This is a genomic window from Sorangium sp. So ce590 (assembly GCF_051521365.1).
In the GTDB taxonomy this organism is placed as follows: Bacteria; Myxococcota_A; Polyangia; order Polyangiales; family Polyangiaceae; genus Sorangium.
The window spans coordinates 5552335-5572644 of sequence record NZ_CP150346.1 but is presented as its reverse complement, the minus strand read 5'-3'; the positions used below and the strand labels follow the sequence as shown (position 1 = coordinate 5572644).

Genomic DNA, 20310 nt, shown 5'->3' with positions numbered 1-20310 from the left:
CTCGCCGCCTCAGAGACGCGTCAGGGAGGGCTGACGCGTGCAAAAATCCGATGGCGCCAGCGCTCCGGGGGCTGAGGCTCATGGGCCCAGGGCGCGCCGCGTTCTCCGGATGAATGCCGCCAGGCATCCGTGCATCGGAGGACGCACGGTGAGGATTCTCCTTATATCTCAGTGGTATCACCCGGAGCCGATATCGCGGGCCCATCTGCTCGCCGAGGCGCTGGCTGCGCGCGGGCACGAGGTGACGTCGATCGCCGCGTTCCCGAACTACCCGCACGGCCGCCTCTACGCGGGGTACCGGCAGCGCCTCTGGGACGTGGAGCACGTGAGCGGCACCCGGGTGATACGGCTCCCGAGCTACCTCGACCACAGCCGGTCGCGCCTGCGGCGGACGCTCAATTACGCGAGCTTCGCCGCCTCGACCGCGGTGCTCGGCCCCGCGCTCTCCGGGCGCGCCGACGTCGCCTGGGTTCACAATCCCGCGCCGAGCCTCGCGGTCGCGGCCTCCTGGCTCGCCGCGCTCCGCGGGATCCCGTGGGTGTACGAGGTCCAGGACCTGTGGCCCGAGACCGCGGCCGCCTCAGGCATGCTCGACAACCCGCACGTGCTCGCCGGCATCGACCGCGTGAACCGCGCCCTGTACCGGAGAGCCGCGTCGCTCATCGTGATCAGCCCAGGCCTCGTGCGCGCGCTCTCGCGCAAAGGCGTCCCCGAAGGCAAGGTGCACGTGATACCGAACTGGGCGGACGACCGGATCTACCAGCCGGTGGAGCCGGATCCGCAGCTCGCGGCGGAGCACGGGCTCACGGGGCGGTTCGTCGTCCTGTTCGCGGGCAACATGGGCGCCGCCCAGGCGCTCTCCAGCGTGCTCGACGCGGCGGCGCTGCTGCGGGACCTCGACGACGTGCGGTTCGTGATGGTGGGGGACGGGATCGACGCGCCCAGGCTCCGGCGCGAGGCGGAGGCGCGCGCCCTCTCGAACGTCGTCTTCATCGGCCAGCAGCCGCACGAGCGCATGCCTCATCTCTTTGCGCTCGCCGACGTGCTGCTCTCGCACCTGCGGCGCGATCCGCGCTTCGAGATCACGATCCCTTCGAAGATCCCGGCCTACATGGCCGCGGCCCGGGCGGTGCTCGTCGGGGCGGGCGGAGATTCGGCGGATCTGGTCCGGGACAGCGGGGCGGGCCTCGTCTGCGAGCCCGAGGATCCTGCGGCGCTCGCGGGCGCGGTGCGGCGGCTGCGCGACATGACGCCCGAGGCGCGGCGCGCGATGGGGGAGGCCGGCCGCCGCTATTTCCTTCGCTCGTTCACGCGCGACGCGCTCGTGACTCGCTACGAGGAGGTCTTCGCGCGCGCGGCGCAATGAGCGCGTCATGAGCGCGCCGGCGCGCGAATGCGCCGGCGCGGGGCTGGGCAACGGCAGAACGCAACGCACCGGCGCGTTGCTGTGAGGAGGATTCCATGCGCGAGGCGACAGAGGAGATGTCGGGCATCAGGCAGAATTACAAGGGCAGGCGGGTCGTCGTGACCGGGGGCGCGGGCGCGATCGGCAGCTCCCTCACCGTGGCCCTGGCCGACGCGGGCGCGGAGGTGATCGTCGTGGAGGACTTCTCCTCCTCGCCCCGGTGGTCCATCGCGGCGCGGAGCGACGTGCGCTTCGTGGAGGGGAGCGTCGTCGACGACGACGTGCTCGCGGAGGCCTTCCGGGACAAGCCCTCTCACGTCTTCCACCTCGCCGCGCTGTTCGCGAACCAGAACTCGGTGGACAACCCGGAGCGCGATCTCGAGGTCAACGGCCTCGGCACGCTGCGGGTGCTGCGCCACGCGCGACGGAGCGGGGCCCAGCGCGTCGTCTTCGCTTCGTCCGGCTGCGCGGTCTATGGCAGCGATCCGCCGCGGCCCGTCCCGGAGGACTACGTCTCGCTCGACGTGCATACGCCTTACCAGGCCACCAAGCTGCTCGGCGAGCTCTATTGCAATTATTTCACGGGGCAGGCAGGGATGAGCACCGTGCGGGTCCGCCTCTTCAACTCGTATGGTCCGGGCGAGGTCCCTGGCCGCTACCGCAACGTGATCCCCAACTTCATCTGCTGGGCGTTGCGGGGCGAGCCGCTGCCGATCACCGGCACGGGAGAAGAGACCCGCTCATTCACCTACGTGGGCGACATCGTCGACGGGCTGCTCCGGGCTGGCACCACGGCCGGCGCCTCGGGCGAGGCGTTCAACCTGGCGTCCGGCAGCGAGACCACCATCCTCGACCTCGCGCGCGCCATCAATGAAATGACGGGCAACCGCGCCGGCATCCGGTTCGTCGAGCGCCGCGCGTGGGACACGCAGCGCCGTCGCCTCGCGTCCACCGAAAAGGCCCGGCGCGTCCTCGGCTTCGACGCGCGGATGGACCTGCACGAGGGGCTCGCGACCACCGTGACGTGGTTCCGCGAGCACTGGGCCCAGATCGCCGCCGAGGCGCGCTTCTAGGACCATGCGCGTCGCGCTCTGGGGCCCCCTCCCGCCGCCCGCCGGCGGGCTCACGCGGTGGGTGCGGACCTACCTCGACGCGGCGCCGGCGGCGGGCATCGAGGCGGACGTCATCGACACCTCGCCCCGCAGCGCCGCCATCGATCCCACGAGCAAGCTTCGCCCTGCGCGCGTGGTCCGCGCAGGCGAGGCGCTCTCCGAGCTCCACCGGCTGCTCGCGCGACGCCGGCCGGACGTCGTACACCTGTGCACCACGCTGTTCTGGGCGACCGCCCGCGACGGCCTCGCGGTGGAGCTGTGCCGTCGCGCGGGGGTGCCGGCCGTGCTCCACCTGCATTTCTCGTCGCAGATCATCGCCTGGCATCGCGCCCTTGCGTGGCCCGCCCGGCAGGCGGTGCGAGCCGTGCTCGGCCGCGCCGCCGCCGTCGTCACGCTCTCGGAAGAGCTGCGGCATTACGTGCAGGGCCTGGTCCCGGGCGGCCGCGTCGTCCGGATCCCGAACCCGGTCGACACCGAGGGCTTCCGCCCCGCCGACGCGCCGCGCTCGCCCGGGGGGCCGCTGCGGGTGCTCTTCGCGGGCCTCGTCACCCCGCAGAAGGGCGTCCTCGAGCTCACGCGGGCCGTGCTGGCGGTCGAGGGCCTGACCCTCGCGCTCGCGGGGCCCCGGGCGGCCGGGGGCGCCGCGGGCGACGCGCGTCGCCTGGACGAGGCGCTCGGGGAGCTCGCGCGGCAGGGCCGCCTGGACCTGCTCGGCGAGCTGCCGGAGGACGCGATGCCCGCGGCCTACCGCGGCGCGGACATCTTCTGTTTACCGAGCCACGGCGAGGGCCTGCCCAACGTGCTGCTCGAGGCCATGGCCAGCGGCCTGCCCTGCGTCGTCACGCCGGTCGGCGCCGTGCCCGACGTCATCGAGGGCGAAGACGGCCGCGCGGCCCTCGCGGTGGCCCCGAGGGACGAGGCCGCGTTGCGGGACGTGCTCCGCTCCTTGCGCGACGACCCCTCGCTCAGGACGCAGCTCGGCGAGGCCGCGCGTCGGCGCGCCGAGCGCCGTTACGCGACGCGGACGGTCATGGCGGAGTACGCCGCGCTCTATGCGCAGCTCACGTCGGCTGCGCGGTGAGCAGTTCCGTGATTTCGCGCTCTTCGCGGCCCCTGGCGCTGGTCGCGTGGCCGCTGGTCAGCGCGCCGCGCGGATCGCCATCCGCTCGACCACCTCATCGGGATCGGCGATCAGGCGCGCGGCGAGCGCGCGGGCGGCGGCGGGCGACGCGGAGGCGACCCCCTGGATCGCGCCGAGCCGCGTCTGCCGCGGCAGGCGCGGGTCCTCGGCGATGGCCCGGAGCTCGGCGACCACGCGCGCCGAGGCCCCGGCGGAACGGCCGGCCGCCGCCAGGGCGCGCGCCCTGGCGTGCACCGGCGCGCCCTCATCGCGGCCGACCGCGAGCAGCTGGCCGGCGTCGGCGCCGCCGGCCGCGCCGAGCCGCGCGAAGAAGCCCGCGCCCCCGGCCGCGCTGTGCCCGCAGAAGTGCCCCCCGAGCAGGATCGCGGCGCGCGGCGGGAGCGCCGCCCCCCAGGCGCGGCGGTCGGGCGCCGCAGCCCGGGCGTCCCCGCCGCTCGGGGCCGGCGGCGCCACGGGCGCTCCGCTCGCCGGCGTACCCGGGCCGGCCGGGAGAGGAGCCGCCGCGCCGCCGCCGTCCTCGACGATCCCCCGGTAGAGTGCGCTCGCCTGCACGATCGTCGTCTGCTGCGGCGTCATCGTGCTCGAGAGGTCGCCCCCCGTCGGAAACATGAGGTTGTCGTAATCGGGGCAGCCCTCGAGCTGCGAGAGCACGTCGTCGCACTGCGAGGTGTCGTCCAGCGGATCGGCGAAGCCGGCGTCGAACTCGGTGGTGTGGAACAGCCCGGCGAAATGGCCGAGCTCGTGGCGCAGGATGATTGTGTCGACCCCGGGGTCCTCGAAGAGCGTGACGACGATCCCGCTGAGGTGGGTCCCGTGCTCGACCGCGACCGCGGGCGCGGAGGGCGTCGCGCCGGCCGCGCCCGCGAGCCGCCCGTGGAACTCCGACACCGCGATCACGTTGAGCGCCGGCCTGCCGAGGGCGCCGGCCGTCTGCTCGAGCACGCCGGGGAGGCGCTCCTCGTCGACGCTCGCCCACTCCGACCCGATGTGATGGACGGTGATGCTGCCCACGTCGAGCCCCACGAACCCCCTGTAGGCGGCGAGCAGCGCGCGCTGCATGTACGCCTCGGAGATCGCGTTTCCGGCGATGAAGGCGTTGATGTCGATCTTCCCGCCGTGAAAGCGCCCGTCGAGCGTCTGACGGCGCCACACCGAGAGGCGCGCCGGCGCCGCCAGGGGGCCGGAGCCGCCGTCGCCGGCCGTGATCCAGTAGATGCCTGGCACAAGTGGCACGGCTGCGGCCGTGCCAGTCTGGGGTACGGCCGCCGTGCCGATGCCCTGGTTGTAGAAGAGGGCCATGGTGCCGGGAATCGAGTAGTCCGTCACCAGCGTCCTGCCGTCAGGTCCGGTGATGTTCTTGATCCCGATCGGCTCCCAGCTCGGCGGCGAGGTCAGGCGTTGAGCGACGGCCGTGATGCCGAGGGTGCCGGGCGGGACCACCACCGCGACGGCCTCCCCGGCGACGACATCGCCGAACTCCTGCTTCACGAGGGGCGGAATCGGCGGCGCGCCGCCCTCGCCGATGGCGCCCCCTTGACCGACGCCCGATGAGCCTGGCGTGGCGGAGCTCGTTGTCGCTCCGGAGCCGCCGGTGCCGTCGATGGGCTCGAATCCGTCGACCACCACCCTGCCGCCGCAGGCGCCCGCGGCGAGCGCGGCGCCCGCGGCGAGCGCCACCGCGGGGAGCAGGCCGCCACGGCGCGCCCGCGTTGCCGCGCGCTCATCGTCCAGCGTCCCATTCTCGCGAAACGGACCTCTGGCGCTCGATGCGGGTGCAAGCGACTCTATCATAAGCATACTCCTTACCGTGGACAAGGGCGTCCCTTATCGCGCGCGCAGTATGCTTGGGTCCTGGCGCGATGTCACGCGCCGCGCACCCTCGTGACGTCCCGCGGCGCAAGATCGCGGGAGTGGAGGTCATTCCACTTGCTTGACGCGCATTATCACCCGTCCTGGGGAAACGTCGGTCGCGCCTTCGAAGCGCTCGATCACGGCGACGAAGCGTGACTGGCCGTCTGCGCTCTGGACGAGCCATGCGGCGTCCTTCGCCGGGGCGGGGGGGCTCGACCCGGGAGCGAGCCACCGCCCCGTGAAGGCCGTGGCGATGTGGTCGCCGCGGTACGCGACCGCGGGATCGGTGAGGGCGGCGTGGTCGGCGGCGTTGAACCGCGCTTCCTCCGACTCGGCGGTCCGCTCCTTGACCTCGGCGAGCGCCTCGGAGCTCGCCTCCTGTTCCTGGAGGTCGGCGGCGCGCGCGGTCCCGGGGCCGCCGAGCTCGCCGTTGACGCTGACGAGCGACCGGCGGAAGCAGACGTGCCACGCCGTCGACGCGCGCGCCTCTTCCGGCGTCAGCATCAGCTGCTGGTTGCCGGCGAGGTCGAGGCAAGCGCTCGGCGCGGAGTCGACCCCCTCGATGCCGCCCGCTGTCGCGTCGAGATCCTCGATGTCGACCGTCGGGCCGGAGCCGTCGGGGAGCACCTCGGCATAGCGGAGCTGGTAGAGCCCCGTGACCGGCGCTCCGTCCACCTCGCCGTAAAAGGAGAGGATCTGGAGCTTCCAGTGCCGCCCTTCGTGCTCGACCGCCTGGATGTGATAGCGGCTGAAGGCGACGTGCGTCTCGCCGTCGTAAGCGTACCAGCGCGTGAAGGCGCCGCCGGCCTCGTCCTGGAGCAGGAAGGGGGTGCTCGGCAGCTGGCCTGCTCGGTAGTCCTCCAGGCTGATCGGCAGCGCTCCGCCATCACCGGGACCGCTGAGGCCGCTGTTGGTGAGGACGTCGTACCCCGAGAACGCGAGATCCCAGTCGGTGGACGCCGCGGCGTCGCCGGCCGGGACGACGACCTCCGGCGTGGCGAGCTGGAGGAAGACGCGCCCGGAGGCCGGCACCTCGATCTCGAGGAGCGTGCCGTCTCCGGCGGTCTGCTCGCCCCCGCTGCCGCACGCCGGGGCGAGCAGGAGAAGCGCTATGGCGATTGACCCTCTTGTCATGAGTCCTCCCACGGTAGCTCGGCGACGACGCCGAGGTAAACGGTGCGCCCCTCGAGGGGCCGGTGATCGCCGCGGCGGTCAGGGTCCTTCTGCGCGCCCAGCAGGTTTCTGACGCCGACGTAGGCCTGCGACGAGGGCCAGAGCGGCCGCGCGAGGCGCGCGTCGAGCGTGGTGAAGCCGGGCGCGCGCAGGCCCTCCTCGACGAACGCGCTGGAGATCGTCCGCAGCCGGGTGACGAGCTCGATCTGGAGGGGCAGGCCGGCGCGGAGGGCCGCCTGCGCCGTGTGCGGCGGCTTGCCGGAGAGCGGCTGCGCGGGATCGGCCGCGTCGTCGCGCGTCCAGAGGTAGGCGTAGCCGGCCTCGGCGCGGAGCCACGACGCCGCCTGGAACGTCGCCGAGAGCTCGATGCCTGCGGTCCGCGCCCTGGCGACGTTCTTGTAGGTATACGTGTCGACGTCGCCGGAGGAGCGGATGGGTCTCGGGTTGATGTCGATCAGGTCGTCGACCCAGTTCGCGAAGGCGCCGGCGCGCACCGTCAGGGCCTCCCTGGGGATCCATGTGACGTCGCCGTTCGCGCCCCAGGACGTCTCCGGGGCGAGCTCCGGATTGCCCTCGAGGATGTAGCCGAGGCCCGAGTGATCGAACGAGAAGCCGAGCTCTTTCGCGCTGGGCGTGCGGAACCCTCGGCCGCCGGAGATGCGCAGCGTGAGCGACGGCGCGGGCCGGTAGGCGAGCGCGAGGCGCGGGGCGATGACGCCGCCGTAGCGCGGCCAGTACTCGCCGCGGACGCCGGGCATGAGCGTGAGTCGATCGGTGAGCTTCCACGCGAGCTGGCCGTAGAGGGCGGCGCTGCCGAGCTCGGTGTCGGGCACCTCATCGATGGCGCTCTCGGAGATGCCCGAGGTGGAGACCTCGGTGCGATCGAGCTTCTGGGTGAGCGACTCGACCTCGGCGCGCGCGCCGGCGACCCAGGTGAGCTGTCCCTGGGCGACGGTGGCGATGGCCTCGTAGCTCTGCAGGGTGCCTGTGCGGTCGCGCGTCTCCGCGAAGGGCGAGCCGCGCTGGTCGCGGCCGCTCGTCCGGAAGGCCCACTGCTGGCCGGCGGCGAGGCGCAGGTTGGAGCCGCCGCCGAGGTCGAGCGTCTCGGTGAGGTGGAGGGTGACGCGGTCGGTCACCTCGGGGAGGTCGTAGAGGTAGACGGGGAGGCCTGGCAGCTGCGGCGGCTGCTCGATGCCGTCCTGCTCGTCGTGGATCCACCGCGCGCGGAGGCGCACGTCGATGCCGCGGCCGAGCGCGGCGCCGGCGCGCAGGCCGACGAGGTGCTGCGCGCGTTCGGGCAGGGTGGTGGCGGCGCTGTCGTCGAGGAGGGAGAGGCTGTCTTCTCGCTGGAACGAGGCGTCGGCGGTCGCCCAGGCGTGCTCGTCGCGGTAGGCGCCGGACCCCTGGACGAGCAGCCCGGCGCGGCTGCGGCCCTCGATGCGGCCGCGGCCGCTGAAGCCGGGGTGGGCCGGGGGGGCGGAGAGGACGTTGACGACGCCGCCGATGGCGCTCGCGCCGTAGAGCGAGCTCGTCGGTCCGGTGACGAGCTCGATGCGGGAGACGTCGCTGAGCGGGAGGGAGGAGAGGTCGATGGCGCCGCCGCTGTCGCCGATGACGCGCTCGCCGTCCTCGAGGACGAGGACGCGGTCGAGGTCGAAGCCCTGGATCTGGATGGCGCTCGGGTTGCCGATGGCGCCGTAGGCGCTCGGGTTGACCTGGACACCGAGCTCGCCGTCGAGCGCCTCGCCGACGTTTGTGGCGCCGCGGCGCTCGGCCTCCTCGCGGGGGATGACGCGCGTGCGCACGGTGGCGCGCTGGCTGCTCTCGGGGGTGCGGGTGCCGGTGACGACGACCTCGAGGGGAGGCGGGGCGGGGGAGGGCGGAGAGGGCGGGGAGGGCGGCGCAGGCGGAAGCTGCGCGAGCGCAGGGCGCGAAGGGGCGGCTGAGAGGAGCGCCGGGAGAAGGCAGAAGGCGAGCCGCGCGGGGCGCGTCAGGCGCCGAGGGCGATGCACGGTCCTCCCTGGGACGTCGGAACGGCAGGCCCGAGGGGCAGAAGCGGAAGCATGGGGAAAAGGTCTGCCTGTGTGGCGCAAGGTGGGTGCGCGGCTCGCATGGTCGCCCGATTCAGCGCGGTCGTCCAGCGGTTCGCGGGCAGCGAGCGGGAGGTCGCGCCGCGGGGGGCACGGGTGCGCGGCGCGCGGCGCAAGGGCTACGCGGCGCAAGGGCAGCGCGGGACCCGGCGCGGGCAGGGAGGTCCGTGCCGGACGAGCGGCTGCGTCGAGCCCTGTCGAGCTCACCGGCGCCCGGTTGGCCCCCTTGCGGTGCGCCTCGACGGCTCCAGGTGGTCTGGAGCGGGTCCACGAGGACCGGCGCCTTCCCCAGGGAAGCCCGCCGTGACGAGCGGCCGAGCGGCCGGCTCACGCCGCGGCTTCCCGGGGGGCGGGACCTGACGGAACGGGCGATGCGAGTAAGGCTTGCATTGGTCGACGACGGACGGTAGCTTCCCGCGCCGCATCGCCGGTCCCCATCGTCTAGCCCGGCCCAGGACTCAGCCCTTTCAAGGCTGCTACGCGGGTTCGAATCCCGCTGGGGACGCTACGGTTTTGTAAGTAGATTCGCGGAGTTGGGCCCAGTGGGCCGGCCCTTCTGACGATTCCGCTGACGAAACCAGGAGCGCGGCAGGGAGCGGCGGGAAGGGCTCGCCCACCGGGTGCATGAGGTTCTCGGCCTCGCGCACGTAGCCCATGGTGGTCGCGATGTCCTCGTGGCCGGCGCGGCGCATGATCTTGATCGGCTCGTCGCCGCGAAGGGCCATCCACGTGATGCCGGTTGCGCGGAGATCGTGGAAGGTGAGCTGTTTGCGGGTGGCGTCGTTGGCGAAGAGCTCGGCGCGCCCGAGCGCCGCTGGGGAGGCGTCGGGGCGCACCTGCTCGACTGCGGCGTCCGCTACAGCCACGCGGCGCACGCCACCGAGCTCGAAGGCGAGGGGATTCAGCCCCGTGAGGTACTGCGGCCTCCCGTCACCCCGACAGGGGACGGTCGCGAAGCCGACCGTGTTGGTGCTGGCGCAGGTCCCGGCGAGGACGCGGCGCAGGACGTCGACGTGGACCAGGGGGTCCATGGACGTGGGCTACGTGGATGGGGGCTTCCGCTGCCGAGCCTGGGCTCCGGGCCGCCGTGTGGGCGTGACGCCCGCAGGATCCCTACGGCTCGTCGAGGTAATAGTGGCCGATGAAGAACAGCATCTCGTCATCCGTCGTGTAGCCGCCCACCAGATTGCACGGGCGTCCGTCCTCGCAGCGCTTCACGGTCGCAGGATTCCTCAAGCCGTTGTCGAAGACGGCGCAGTACTTGAATGTGCGGGACGCGTCGTCTTCCTCGTCGAGGGCGAGAGGCGTCTCGTACTCCTTCTTGAAAGGATCGCTATATATCGTGCTGGTGTAGTCCGGAGGATCATCGTTCGGGAGGCATCCGTTGTCCGGGCTGCACTCCGGATCCTGAGGGGGCTCCCAGGTCCTCCACTGCACTCCGCGTTGGTGCATATGAGAGGATATATCGGTGACCTTGGAATATCGTGGCAGCGTGAAGCTGGCGCAGTACTCCCGGCTCTCGAACGGAGGGACATCCATCGCGAACATGAACCTGCTGGCGCCGAAGCCTTGGAACATGAACTTGCGTGACTCGGGGCGCGCGAAGCGCAGGTTGAGGTAAAGCTCGATGGTCGTGTCTTTGCGTGTAAGGTTGAATCCGTGCGAGTTCCAGAAGATGTATCCTCTGAGGGGCAGGGTGTCGTACACCCCCTCGTGCAGCGGACCGCCGCTCACGGGCTCCTGTGCGCCTCCGAGCGGCGTGAGCACCTCGGGGCTCATGGCCACGGACGGAAGGTAGTCCCAGCAAGCGATCGAGTCTCTCGGCGGCGACGTGCAGGCGCTGCGGGGCCCGCAGTCGGCGCCGCCCTGCGACGCCGAGACGCCTTGCATCCTCGGGTCGCATGGCGCTCCGGCGAGATCGCCTCCCAGGCAGGTCCACTGTCCCCAAGACGCGTCTTCCGGCTCCACTACGGCCCTGACAGAATAGATGATGCTGTGATGCGACTGCGGATCCTGGTGCAGCAGGTTCTGGTTGATGGAGAAGCAGGTCTCCTCCGGGCCGCCGGCCTCGGGCCTGCATGGAGCCTCAGCCCAGGTCGGTATCTGCCCGGCCTCGGCCGTGAAATCGTAGTACGTCGCGTAGCATACCTCATGCTCACTTCCGGCGGGCACATGCCAGCCGGACGAGTAGAACTGAAGACCCTCGCCGGCGGGCGGGGGGGCGAGGGGAGGGAGCTTGTTCGCGTCGAAGTCGTCGGGCAGGTCGCATCCGAGGAGCTGTTCGGTTCCTTGCACGATCCCCGTCTCGGGCGCTCCGGCCCGGATCCACAGCCGCAGGGCTTCCAGGTGCTCCTTGGAGACGGCGGACGTCGGCGGCGGTGGCATCGGAGCGCCGAAGTCCGTAGGCAAGGAGACGCCCAGCGTCGCCGCCTCGATCTTCTTGTAGAACGAGCTCAGCTCCTGTTCACCCGGGTGGATGCGCAGCGTCACGCCGGTCTCGGTCTGAAGCGGCGCGTTCGCCGGTACGTTGACCAGGCTCGCATACGCTGCCTCCGGCCGGAGATCGAGGCCTCCCGCCGGAGCGCTCGCGCCGCCGTGGCACGTGCTGTTGCTGCATTGGTAGCCAGCGAGGATGACTCGCTGAATTCCTTCCCACGTACTGGAAAGCTCAGCATCCCCGCAGCCGCCCGTGGCCACCGGAGCTATGTCGTTGTCCGTGCTCCCACACGCTGCGGTGAAAGCGAGGACCAGCGTCGCCAGGCCGGCGAGCGTCCTGGGTCGACATCGTTTTGCGTTAGACATCAGGCACATCCTCGTGGTTCAGCTGTCTGTGATTGTATCGATCATGAATGCTGCCCGGCGGGTCAGGCCGCGCCGGGCGCCTGCACCGCGGACCGGACGATGTCCAGCAGCTCCTGGCCGCGTGGACGAAGAAAGAAGTGGCCTCCGTCCACCATTCGCACGTCGCATCCGCCCACCGTGTGGCTACCCCACGCATCCAGGTCTTCCCGCTTCGTCCCAGGATCGTCGGTGCCGCCGATGGCAGTGAACGGACAGGTGAACGGCGTTTCGTCGCTGCACTCGTAGCGCTCCAGCACCTCCAGATCGACCTGCATGATCTTGCCGACGAGCTGCAGCAGCTCAGGGTCCTCCTGGACCACACGATCGAACGCGCCGTACCTCTGCTGCGCACGTCGCAGGAACTCGCTCGCGGGGAGGTGAGAGATCCGCGGCAGGCGGGCGGGTACGTGAGGGGCTCTGCTCGCGGCGACGACCATGCATGTCGGCTCGATCCCACGGCGCCTGCGGAGAGAACGGGCCCACTCGAAGGCCATCAGCGCTCCCAGGCTGTATCCAAAACACGCGAACGGCAGGTCGAGCATGTGGTCCAGCCCCCGCTCGATGCCGTCGACGAGCTCCGACATCGAGCGAGGTTGCTTCTCCTTGGACCGAGCGAATCGCCCCGGCGGCTCTATCGGGCAGACGTCGATGTGCGCTGGTAGGCTCTTCGCCCAGTCTCTATAAATGGCCCCGCCGGCGCCGGCGTAGGGGAAGCAGAAAAGGCGAAGCTTCGCGTCCGTCCGCGCGGTCCGGTGCGACAGCCAGGGATTCTTCTCCATGTAGATCTCCGGTGCAAGATGATCGTGTCTCTCCCGCGAGAGCGATCATGGTCAAAGCCATTTGCATTGGTTGCGATTCGCGTCAACCCGCTCCGTGAGAGGCGATACGGTCTCATCGCGAAGGCGGCGTCCCGATGCCGGCTTCACGGCCAGTGCGGCAGCGGTTCTATCCATCCAGCCTCGCACACGCCTTCGATGCTCGCCGGTATCGCAGTCGCTTGACGAGGTAATGTGTTCTATGTTAGGCGTTGCCATCGAGGCATCGCCATGAACACACGAAAAATTCGTATCGTCCTGTATGCCGCGCTCACGCTGATCGGCGCTGCCGGCGTTTTGTGGTTCAATATGCAGTTCATGAACGCCGGGGGGTTCGATTCCCCGACGGGGTTCGTCGACGCGGCCACGGTCAACCCGGCGGGCGCTTCCGTGTTCGTCGACATCGCGGTGGCCTCCGCGGCTGGGATGCTGTTCATGGTGGTCGAGGGCCGGCGGGTGGGCGTGCGCCATGTCTGGGCGTATGTGTTGCTGAGCTTTTTGCTCGCCTTCGCGGCGACGTTCCCGGCGTTCTTGCTCGCGCGCGAGCTGCGCCTCGCTGCGCTCGAAGGAGCGGGGTGACGCGGACGGTCGGAGCGGGGCGGCCGCCGGCGCGCGACGTGGAGCGCGCCGGCGAGACAGGCCACTTGCGCCGGGAGGCCGCGCGCGGTGCTCACGTGGCGGGCTGAGGCGTGTTCCCGGGCTTCTCCCCGGATGCGATGACGTAATCGAATGAGGCCCACAGCCAGGAGAGCAGCGGGTTCTCCTTCATCATCAGCAGCCGGAGCAGCGGGTTCTTGCGCTTGAAGTCGGGGCTCGCCGTGCAGCGATCCAGGTGGTCGAGGTACCGATCGTAGACGTGTTTGCGAATCGACCGGACCTCGACGTTCACGAAGCCGGCAGCGCGAAGCTTCTCCGCATAGACATCGCGAGGGTAGTGATTCTCCGCGGGGGCTTGCGACTGCAGCGTGAACAGCGGGGAGCCCCGCCGCCCTGGCAGCGGGATGATGTCGGCGGTGGTGATTCGACCTCCCGGGCGGAGGACCCGGAAGGCTTCGCCGAAGAATTTGTCGCGCGTATCGAAATGAAAGGCCGACTCCACGGCGAGCACCTTGTTGAAGCTCTCCGGCGCGAAGCGCATGTCCGTCGCCGAGCCCACGCGCAGGTCGATGCGGTCGTCGAGCCCGAGCTCCGCGATCCGCCTGCGCGCCTCTTCTACCTGCTTCTCTGTGACATTGATGCCGACGATGCGCTTCGGCGAGTAACGCTTTGCCCAGTGGATGTCCTGGTCACCGAAGCCGAAGCCCACGTCCAGCACCTCGTCGCCCGCCGAGAGCTTCGCGGCCCCTGCGACGAGGTCGACCAGCGCGGTCGACGCGGCGTCCATCGTCCTCGTCTCTGGGTCGGCCCAGTACCCGAGGTTCAAGAACTTGGACTGCTCGGTGAATATGTTCTCGCCGAGGTTGTTGTAGTACCAGCGAGGGTCCTTGCCCTTCGCGATGGTGTGCACCGACGTGAACACCCCGCTCAGCGCCGCGCGCCAGCTCGCTCTATTCCGATGTATATCCATACCGTCCTCATGGTGCCTTGGCGCATGGCCAGAGGTTTGAGTCATCCCTCGATGCGGCATTGCTCGCGACGACCGGACGAGCCCGTGACCGGCTCGCCCTGACCGCCCCGGTCCTTGCCGGATCAGAAGTAGGGGTAGGCCGGCTCGATACCCATCAGCGCCTGGCCGATGATTGAATATCTGTTCGGCTGGCAGAGGAAGTGCGAGTTCGCGGTGATGATGTCGCGCCGGAGGCGCTCGATGGGATGCTTGGCGAAGATCGCGGTGGCCCCTGCTACGTCGCACATCGATTCGACCACGCGTCGCGTCGATTGTGCGGCGTGGATCATCATCAGCATTCCTTTGGCGCGCAGCTTCAGCGACGGTCCGTTGCCGGATTGCAGCGCATCCCACAGCTCGCCGACGACATCGCGCACGTAGCACCTGGCCGAGCCCAGCGTGCCCTCCGCCTCGGCGATCGCCACCTGCACGCTCTGCTCGGCGCCCAGGCTGTACCCCATCGGCATGACCTTCTTGTTCTGCGCGAGATCGAGCGCGAGCTCGATCGCGTGGCGCGCGATGCCTAGCTGAACGCCCACCAGGGTTTGCAGGAAGAGGGGGGCATAGGAGTACAGCGGCTCGCTGCGCTTGCGGTCCACCAGGTTGAAGGTGTGCTCCTCCGGCACGAAGACGTTGCTCGCGCTGCAGTCGTTGCTACCGCTTCCCGCCAGGCCCGTCGTGTACCAGGTGTCCAGGACCTCGAAGCTTCCAGCGGGGAGGACGGCCCAGAGGGTACGTGGGGTGCCGTCCGCGTTGAGAACCGGGCTGTCATTTTCGGTGACCAGACAGCCCGTCGCAAGGTAGTCCGCGTGGTGGCAACCGCTGCAGAAGTCCCAGGTTCCTGTCACCCGATAGCCTCCGGCCACTTTCTCGGCCTTCCCGGACCATCTCAGGCTTCCGGCGTGGCGTACGTCGAGCTTGCCGTAGAGGCGCCGCGCCACGCTGTCCTCCAGATGGGATGCATAGAAGCCGCTGCCCGAAAGGATCATCGCGCACCACGCCGACGAGGCGTCGCCGCGCGCAAGGTTCTCTATCACCTCGATTTGCGAGAACGGATCGGCCTCCGGACCGCCCCACGCCTTGGGCATGGCCATCCGAAACACTCCCGTCTTGTCCAGGGAGCTCAATACGCTACTGGGGAGCTTGCGGCCTGCCTCGACCTCGGCTGCAGAAGCGCGCAGCGCGGGGACGAGCTCTCGCGTGGAGACGAGTATATCCTGAATGCTGAGATGGCCTTGCGTGGAGCTCATTGGTCTTCCTTGCGTTTTGCGGTCGTGCAGGCTCTCGTCGCATCGAGCGGCGCGAGCTGCCTTTCGTGACCCCCTTCCACAGGCGAGCCTCTGCGAGGCAGAAGCTCCGTGACTACGAGCGCTGCACGACCGCGGAACGCCATCGAGAGATGGCAGCAAACCTACAGGTGGGGGTGCGCGGGCCACAGTATTTGCTTGTTTGTTTGATTGCAAGCGGATTCATGTTGGCTGCTTGGTTTTGGAAATCTCTTTCCCTGATGTGCGGCGCAATGAACGCTATCGTTCGTGTCCCTGGGGGATCGCGGCACATATTTCAAAGACGTGTCGCGGTTTGTGTGAAATTGCGCCCGCACTGTGCGGGGTGATGGCGGTTTTGCCGTGTGCATCTTTATGGGGTCGTGCTTGATCATAATAATTCATTGTGTTAAGCGTGGCGCCGATGGACAGGATTTTTGGGTTTCTGCGCGATTCATTGGCCGATTTGCTGCAGGTTACGCCGGGAGCCGTTCAGGATGATGTTCGATTCCACGAGCAGGGCCTCGACTCCGCGAGGGCGCTGCTCCTGGTTGAAAAGCTGTCGAGCTGGATGGGGCGCGCTCTCCCCGCCACGCTGATATGGCAGCACAGCACCTTGAACGCGCTTGCCAGGCATCTGGCGGATACGCACGGTGAGCCCGTTTCCACAGCCCTCGGCGCGCGCGCCGTCGCGTCGTCGTCCGTCGACGAGCCCGTCGCCATCATCGGGCTCGGGTGCCGCATGCCCGGCGGCATCACGTCCCCCGAGGGGATGTGGCGGGCCCTGTGCTCGGGCGTGAATGCCATCGTCGAGGTTCCTCCGGACCGCTGGGACGCTGAGGCCTGGCTGGACGCGGACGCCCAGGCGCCCGGGAAGATGACGACCCGATGGGGTGGTTTTCTCGATGAGATCGTGGGCTTCGACGCAGGCTTCTTCGGAATCTCGCCGGCTGAAGCCAGGCAGATGGATCCGCAGCAGCGCTTCGCGCTTGAGACTGCCTGGGCAGCGCTCGAGGACGCGCGCATCGTTCCCACCGGGCTCGGGGGGTCTCGGACGGGCGTGTTCTTCGGCGCCATGTGGCAGGAGTATGGCCGCGTCGCGGGGGCGGACGCGACAGGCATCGAGCCACACTCTGCCGTGGGCTGGGATAACTCCATCATCCCCGCCCGCATCGCCTACGCTCTGGGGCTTCGCGGGCCGGTGATGACGGTCAACACGGCATGCAGCTCCTCGCTGGTAGCCGTGCATCTCGCGGCGCTGAGCCTCAGGCGTGGGGAGGCGGATCTGGCGCTCGCGGGTGGGGTCAACCTCATGCTGACCCCCCACGCCACGGTCCAGATGACCAAGTTCGGCGCGATGAGTCCTGACGGCCGCTGCCGGGCTTTCGCTGCAGGTGCCAACGGCTACGTCCGTGGCGAGGGGTGCGGCGTGGTGGTGCTGCGCCGCCTCTCGGACGCGCTCGTCGCAGGCGACCGCATCTACGCGGTGCTGCGAGGCAGCGCCGTGAACAGCGACGGCGCGTCCAATGGACTCACGGCACCGAACCCTGAGGCTCAGGCTGACGTCATCCGAGACGCCTGGCAGCGAGCGGGGGTTGCGCCCCGCGAGGTCGCATACGTCGAGACCCATGGTACGGGCACGATCCTCGGCGATCCTATCGAGGCCGCGGGGCTGGCCGCCGTGTTCGCACCCGGCCGGGAGCAGCCGCTTCGCATCGGCTCGGTCAAGACGAACTTCGGCCACCTCGAGGCTGCGGCGGGCATCGCCGGGCTCCTCAAGGCGACGCTCGCGTTGCATCACGGGCAGCTGCCGCCGAGCCTGCATTTCGAGAGCCCGAACCCCCACATCGACTTTGAGGCGCTTCGGCTCGAAGTCGTCGCACGGCAGCAAGGCTGGCCGAGGGACGCGGGCCGTCTCGCCGGCGTCAGCAGCTTCGGCTTCGGCGGAACGAATGCCCATGTTGCGCTGGAGGAACCTCCCTACAGACCGCAGATCCTCGTCCCCCTGGCTGCTGATGGGGAGCAGGCGCTCCGCGATGCGGCTCGACGCCTCCTCGCCGATTTCGCTGCTTCGGGCGCGGGTCGCGACGCGGAGCGGCTCGTGGTCCAGCCCGGCACGGGCTCCGTTCGCGCCATGGTCCAGGGGCGCGATGCTGCCTCGGTGGAGGCCGCATTGCGGGAGCTGGTCGACGGTGGCGCGGAGCTCCACCCGATTTCCCGGCCGAGGCCGCGGCTGGTGTTCTTCTTTTCAGGACACGGCGGCCACTGGGCTGGCATGGTCCGTGACCTGATGGCCGGGGAGCCGGTGTTCCGCGCGACCCTCGAGGCCTGCGATGGAGCCGTCCGGGAGTTCACCGGGTGGTCCGTGATCGCCGAGCTCGCGGCGAACGAGGCGTGCTCGCGGCTCGACCGAACCGACGTCGTGCAGCCCGTGGTCTTCAGCGTTCAGGTCGCGCTTGCCCGCACCCTGCAAAGCTGGGGCGTGGTCCCTGAGCTCGTTTTCGGCCAGAGCGTCGGCGAGGTCGCCGCGGCCGTGGTCGCTGGGGCCCTGTCGTTGCGCGACGGGGCGCGGGTGATCTCCACCTGGTCGGCTCTGATCGCGAACCATGCGTCAGGACGTGGCGCGATGATCGTCGCCGATCTGTCGGTCGCGGACGCCGAGCGCGTCCTCGCCAGCGGCGACGCGGGCGGCGTTCAAGTCGCCGTCCATCTGGCCCCCGGCCAGGTTTGCCTGGCCGGGCCGGTCGATGCCGTCGAGCGTCTTGTGCGCCGGTTCGCGAGCGATGGCATCGGCGCCATGCGCGTGCGCATCGACTACGCCGCTCATACCGCCGAGATGGAGCCGCTGCTCCCCGAGATCGAGCGGCGGCTCGCGGCGATCCAGCCCAGCGCGCCCACGATCCCGATGTGGTCCACGGTCGCGAACCGGTATATCGCCGGTCCGGAGCTCGATGGGCACTACTGGGCGCGGAACCTCCGCGAGCCGGTTCAACTCGTCGAAGCTGTCGAGAGCGTGACGCGGCAGCACAGCGCGTGCATCGTCGAGGTGGGGCCGCATCCAGTCGCGGTGCGCTCGTTCGAAGCGTCGCTGAAGACGTGGGGAGACAGCCGTTCTGTGGTCCTCGCGACCTGCTGGCGCGAGGCGGCCGCGCGGGGCGGGCTGGAGGCGCTGCTCGGCGCGTTGTGGCGCGAAGGGATCGATGTCGACTGGGACGCGGTCCGCACGGGCGGCCGCGCGGCGGCTTCGCGCGCGGTCACTCTGCCGTTGGTGGTGTCCGGGAAGACGGTGCAGGCCCTGCAGGAGAACGCCGCGTGCCTGGCGACACATCTTGCTGGCCGAGGCGACATGGCTCTCGTCGACGTCGCCTTCACCCTGGCGACCGCTCGCGCGCACTTTGCCTCGCGCGCGTCGGTGCAGGCGGGGAGCGTATCGGAGGCGGTGGAAGGGCTGAGGGCGCTGTCGGAGGGTCGAGCTTCTGCCGGGGTGGTGCGCGGGACGGGAGGGCGCGGCGGGAAGCTGGCGGTGCTGTTCACGGGGCAGGGTAGCCAGCGGGCGGGGATGGGGAAGAGTCTTTACGAATCATACCCTGTGTTCCGCGCGGCGTTCGACGAGGTGTGCGAGGCGCTGGACGCGCAGCTCGACCGTGGGTTGAGAGAGGTGGTGTTCGCGGAAGCGGGCAGCGAGCAGGGAGCGCTGCTGGAGCGGACGGAGTACACGCAGCCCGGGCTGTTCGCGCTGGAGGTGGCGCTGTACCGGCAGTGGGAGGCGTGGGGAGTGAGGCCCGCGGCGCTGCTGGGGCACTCGATAGGAGAGCTGAGCGCGGGGCACGTGTCGGGTGTGCTGAGCCTCGTGGACGCGGCGAGGCTCGTGTGCGCGCGAGGCCGGCTGATGCAGAGGTGCCAGGCGGGCGGAGCGATGATGTCGGTGGAAGCGTCGGAGCCGGAGGTGCAGGGGGCGCTGTCGGCGATGGGGCTGGAGGGCGTGCTCGGGATCGCGGGGCTCAACGGTCCGAGCCAGACGGTGCTGAGCGGGGACGAAGCGGCGGTGCTGGAGGTGGGGAGTCGGTTCGAGGCGCAGGGCCGGCGCGCGCGGCGTCTGCGCGTGTCGCACGCGTTCCACAGCCCGCACATGGACGGGATGCTGGAAGAGTACGGGAGGGTGGCGCGCGAGTGCGAGTATGGGAGGCCGCAGTTGCCCGTGGTGAGCAGCGTGACGGGCGAGCTGTGGAGCGCGCAGGAGCTGAGGTCACCCGAGTACTGGGTGAGGCAGGCGCGCGAGGCGGTGAGGTTCTTCGACGGGATGCGGACGCTGGCGGCGGCGGGGGTGAGCACGTACGTCGAGTGCGGTCCGGATGGCGTGCTGTGCGCGCTGGGGGCGGGGTGCCTGCCGGAGGGAGCGGAGGCGACGTTTGTGGCGAGCCTGCGGCGAGAGCAGGAGGAAGAGCGCGCGCTGGCGACGGCGCTGGGGACGGTGCACGTGCAAGGGCACGAGGTGGACTGGAAGCGGGTGCTGTCGGGCCGTGGCGGTCGGTCCGTGGAGCTGCCGACGTACGCGTTTCAGCGGCAGCGCTACTGGCTGGAGGCGCCGAGGGGGCGCGGTGACGTGGGCTCGGCGGGCCTGAAGGCCGCCGCCCATCCGCTGCTCGGCGCCGCGATGAGGCTCGCCGGCGGCGAGGGGCACCTGTTCACAGGGCGGCTGTCGCTGGCGGAGCATGCGTGGCTCCGGGATCATAAGGTGTTTGGCAAGGTGGTGTTTCCGGGCACGGGCATGCTGGAGCTGGCGCTGGCGGCGGGGCGCGCGGTGGGCAGCCGGTCGCTGTCGGAGCTCACGCTCGCCGAGCCGCTGGTGCTGGCCGAGGAGGGCGCGGCGCGGCTGCAGCTTTCGGTCGGAGCGCCGGACGCGGCGGGCCGGCGCGAGGTCGGGCTGTACAGCCAGTCCGAGCAGGCCCCGGAGGACGCCCCGTGGATGCAGCACGCCACGGGGGTGTTGACGGACGAGACGCCCGGCGCT

At 70.2% G+C, this 20310-nt stretch carries 13 protein-coding genes and 1 tRNA gene (1 of these 14 only partly in view); 6 read left to right on the top strand and 8 right to left on the bottom strand.

Features of this window, described 5'->3' with window-relative positions:
• Nucleotides 1-148: 148 nt before the first annotated feature.
• The 3 genes from WMF28_RS20625 (at nt 149) to WMF28_RS20615 (ending at nt 3598) form a co-directional block, all read left to right on the top strand.
• A complete protein-coding gene (locus tag WMF28_RS20625) occupies nt 149-1366 on the top strand; it encodes a glycosyltransferase family 4 protein (RefSeq protein ID WP_437603971.1) in 1218 nt (405 codons plus the stop codon).
• Between the two features lie 95 nt (nt 1367-1461).
• Nucleotides 1462-2478, top strand: coding sequence for an NAD-dependent epimerase/dehydratase family protein (locus tag WMF28_RS20620; protein WP_437603970.1), 1017 nt, complete (start codon nt 1462-1464; stop codon nt 2476-2478).
• A gap of 4 nt (nt 2479-2482) precedes the next feature.
• Nucleotides 2483-3598, top strand: a complete 1116-nt coding sequence (locus WMF28_RS20615; RefSeq protein WP_437603969.1) for a glycosyltransferase family 4 protein — start codon at nt 2483-2485, stop codon at nt 3596-3598.
• Between the two features lie 57 nt (nt 3599-3655).
• Here the strand turns inward: WMF28_RS20615 and WMF28_RS20610 are convergent, their stop codons facing one another.
• The 3 genes from WMF28_RS20610 to WMF28_RS20600 all read right to left on the bottom strand — a co-directional run bounded on the left by WMF28_RS20610 (nt 3656) and on the right by WMF28_RS20600 (nt 8694).
• Nucleotides 3656-5449, bottom strand: coding sequence for a hypothetical protein (locus tag WMF28_RS20610; RefSeq protein ID WP_437603968.1), 1794 nt, complete (start codon nt 5447-5449; stop codon nt 3656-3658).
• A gap of 126 nt (nt 5450-5575) precedes the next feature.
• The gene (locus WMF28_RS20605) at nt 5576-6643 is read right to left on the bottom strand and encodes an HmuY family protein (protein WP_437603967.1); all 1068 of its coding nucleotides are present in this window, start codon (nt 6641-6643) and stop codon (nt 5576-5578) included.
• Nucleotides 6640-8694: a TonB-dependent receptor plug domain-containing protein gene (locus WMF28_RS20600; protein ID WP_437603966.1), complete on the bottom strand. Its 2055-nt coding sequence runs from the start codon at nt 8692-8694 to the stop codon at nt 6640-6642. The genes WMF28_RS20605 and WMF28_RS20600 overlap by 4 nt, the downstream gene beginning before the upstream one ends.
• A 508-nt stretch (nt 8695-9202) precedes the next feature.
• On the opposite strand from WMF28_RS20600, the gene WMF28_RS20595 reads away from it, so the two are divergent.
• Nucleotides 9203-9277 (top strand) — tRNA-Glu (locus tag WMF28_RS20595).
• Here the strand turns inward: WMF28_RS20595 and WMF28_RS20590 are convergent.
• The 3 genes from WMF28_RS20590 to WMF28_RS20580 form a co-directional block, all read right to left on the bottom strand.
• On the bottom strand, nt 9249-9803 hold the full coding sequence (locus WMF28_RS20590) for a site-specific integrase (protein ID WP_437603965.1): 555 nt from the start codon (nt 9801-9803) through the stop codon (nt 9249-9251). The genes WMF28_RS20595 and WMF28_RS20590 overlap by 29 nt on opposite strands.
• An 82-nt stretch (nt 9804-9885) precedes the next feature.
• Nucleotides 9886-11262 carry a hypothetical protein gene (locus WMF28_RS20585; protein WP_437603964.1) on the bottom strand — a complete coding sequence of 459 codons (1377 nt, stop codon included), beginning with the start codon at nt 11260-11262 and terminating at the stop codon, nt 9886-9888.
• A gap of 374 nt (nt 11263-11636) precedes the next feature.
• Nucleotides 11637-12392 carry a thioesterase II family protein gene (locus WMF28_RS20580; protein WP_437603963.1) on the bottom strand — a complete coding sequence of 252 codons (756 nt, stop codon included), beginning with the start codon at nt 12390-12392 and terminating at the stop codon, nt 11637-11639.
• A gap of 267 nt (nt 12393-12659) precedes the next feature.
• Between WMF28_RS20580 and WMF28_RS20575 the strand changes: the two genes are divergently transcribed.
• Nucleotides 12660-13007 (top strand): DUF2834 domain-containing protein, encoded by a 348-nt coding sequence (locus WMF28_RS20575; RefSeq protein ID WP_437603962.1) that lies wholly within the window; start codon nt 12660-12662, stop codon nt 13005-13007.
• Between the two features lie 91 nt (nt 13008-13098).
• Here WMF28_RS20575 and WMF28_RS20570 read toward each other — a convergent pair whose 3' ends face one another.
• Together WMF28_RS20570 and WMF28_RS20565 are read right to left on the bottom strand one after the other, a co-directional pair.
• Nucleotides 13099-13995, bottom strand: a complete 897-nt coding sequence (locus tag WMF28_RS20570; protein ID WP_437603961.1) for an SAM-dependent methyltransferase — start codon at nt 13993-13995, stop codon at nt 13099-13101.
• Between the two features lie 122 nt (nt 13996-14117).
• On the bottom strand, nt 14118-15284 hold the full coding sequence (locus WMF28_RS20565; protein WP_437603960.1) for an acyl-CoA dehydrogenase family protein: 1167 nt from the start codon (nt 15282-15284) through the stop codon (nt 14118-14120).
• Between the two features lie 439 nt (nt 15285-15723).
• Here WMF28_RS20565 and WMF28_RS20560 point away from each other — a divergent pair, with 439 nt between their 5' ends.
• Nucleotides 15724-20310: the 5' portion of a type I polyketide synthase gene (locus tag WMF28_RS20560; protein ID WP_437603959.1), read on the top strand. It continues 23106 nt past the right edge of the window; 4587 of the gene's 27693 nt are visible here — the first part of the coding sequence; its start codon is at nt 15724-15726; the stop codon falls past the right edge of the window.

Bases quoted from the DNA above. Each gene is read 5' to 3' on its own strand.
- WMF28_RS20580 (WP_437603963.1), bottom strand. From the start codon at position 12,392: ATGGAGAAGAATCCCTGGCTGTCGCACCGGACCGCGCGGACGGACGCG.
- WMF28_RS20590 (WP_437603965.1), bottom strand. From the start codon at position 9,803: ATGGACCCCCTGGTCCACGTCGACGTCCTGCGCCGCGTCCTCGCCGGG.
- WMF28_RS20610 (WP_437603968.1), bottom strand. From the start codon at position 5,449: ATGATAGAGTCGCTTGCACCCGCATCGAGCGCCAGAGGTCCGTTTCGC.
- WMF28_RS20620 (WP_437603970.1), top strand. From the start codon at position 1,462: ATGCGCGAGGCGACAGAGGAGATGTCGGGCATCAGGCAGAATTACAAG.
- WMF28_RS20605 (WP_437603967.1), bottom strand. From the start codon at position 6,643: ATGACAAGAGGGTCAATCGCCATAGCGCTTCTCCTGCTCGCCCCGGCG.
- WMF28_RS20575 (WP_437603962.1), top strand. From the start codon at position 12,660: ATGAACACACGAAAAATTCGTATCGTCCTGTATGCCGCGCTCACGCTG.
- WMF28_RS20615 (WP_437603969.1), top strand. From the start codon at position 2,483: ATGCGCGTCGCGCTCTGGGGCCCCCTCCCGCCGCCCGCCGGCGGGCTC.
- WMF28_RS20570 (WP_437603961.1), bottom strand. From the start codon at position 13,995: ATGGATATACATCGGAATAGAGCGAGCTGGCGCGCGGCGCTGAGCGGG.
- WMF28_RS20565 (WP_437603960.1), bottom strand. From the start codon at position 15,284: ATGAGCTCCACGCAAGGCCATCTCAGCATTCAGGATATACTCGTCTCC.